This window comes from Synechococcus sp. B60.1, from assembly GCF_047462555.1.
In the GTDB taxonomy this organism is placed as follows: Bacteria; Cyanobacteriota; Cyanobacteriia; order Thermostichales; family Thermostichaceae; genus Thermostichus.
Map to the genome: position 1 here is coordinate 1,966 of NZ_JANSJN010000153.1, position 1,485 is coordinate 3,450.

1 protein-coding gene is annotated in these 1,485 nt (G+C 60.7%); it reads left to right on the plus strand.

The genetic code is table 11. From position 1 onward, the window contains the following. The coding region (locus NW863_RS12520; RefSeq protein ID WP_414366756.1) for a UPF0182 family protein at positions 1 to 1,374 on the plus strand (1,374 nt) is incomplete at its 5' end. Positions 1,375 to 1,485 lie beyond the last annotated feature (111 nt).

Genomic DNA, 1,485 nt, shown 5'->3' on the forward strand with positions numbered 1-1,485 from the left:
ATGCACGCTGCGCGGGAATTGGACTTTGCCCAGGTGCCGCCTACGGCCCAAACTTGGGTTAACCAGCGGTTTTTCTACACCCACGGCTATGGCCTCACCCTCAGCCCGGTGAACGTGGTTACCCCAGAGGGACTGCCGGACTTTTTTCTCTCGGATATCCCACCGCGGGTTTCTCCCCGCTACCCGGAGGTGGCGCAGGTGCTGCGGGTGGAACAGCCGGCTCTCTACTACGGCGAGCTGACCACTACCGACGTGTTTGTGGGAGCCGAGGCAAGGGAGCTGGACTATCCCGCTGCCGATCGCTATGTCTACAGCAGCTACCGCGGCACGGGCGGCGTGCCCATCCCCCACCTCTGGCAGCGCTTTCTCTACGCCTGGCACTTCCGGGATCTGCGCATTCTTCTCAGCCGCGAGCTTTCCTCTACCACCCGCTTTCTCTATCGCCGCCAGATCCGGGAACGGGTGCGCCAGGTGATGCCCTTTTTGCTCTACGACCGGGATCCCTACCTGGTGATTCAAGGGGGCAAACTCTACTGGTTTTTCGATGCCTACACCACCAGCAGCCGCTACCCCTACTCGGAGCATCTGCCCGGCTTCCCCTTCAATTACATCCGCAACTCCGTCAAGGCGGTGCTGGACGCCTACAACGGCAGCATCGACTGGTACATTGCTGATCCTCGGGATCCCCTCATCCAAGCCTACGCCCGCATTTACCCCACCCTGTTCCAGCCCCTAGAGGCCATGCCGGAGCCGCTGCGGCAGCACATCCGCTACCCCCAGGATCTCTTCCGCCTGCAAGTGCAGCAATTTGCCACCTACCACATGACGGATCCCCGGGTTTTCTACAACCGGGAAGACCAGTGGCAGATCCCCAACCAGTTCCGCAAGCAACGGCGCCTCCCCATGCAGCCGCAGTACCTTATCCTCACCTTGCCGGAGGAAAACCAGCCCCAGTTTGTCTTGCTTTCCCCCTTTACCCCCCTCAACAAGCAGAACATGGTGGCTTGGATGGCCGCCCGCTGCGATGGGGAAAACTACGGCAAGCTGCTGGTGTATGAGTTTTCCAAGCAGCGCCTCATCTACGGGCCGGAACAAGTAGAGGCGCGGGTCAACCAGGATCCCGCCATTTCCGAGCAAATTGCCCTCTGGAACGAACACGGGTCGCGGGTGAACCTGGGCACGCTGCTGGTTATCCCCATCGAGACCTCGCTTCTCTACGTCCAGCCCCTCTACCTGGAGGCAGAACAGGGCCGCCTGCCCCAGCTTACCCGGGTCATCGCCGCCTACGAAGACCGGGTGGTGATGGAGCCAACCCTCAGCCAGGCCCTGGAAGCCCTCTTCTCCCCCACCGGCAGTCGCCGCTCCAACCGCTGAGGCTGGGGGATCCCTTCTCAGATTTCCGAAAGCCAGTTGACAGAACTTAACGGATGTTTTAAGGTTGTGTTGTCAATCTTCGCGCTTCCTCAGGGAAGTTTGCCATCATGA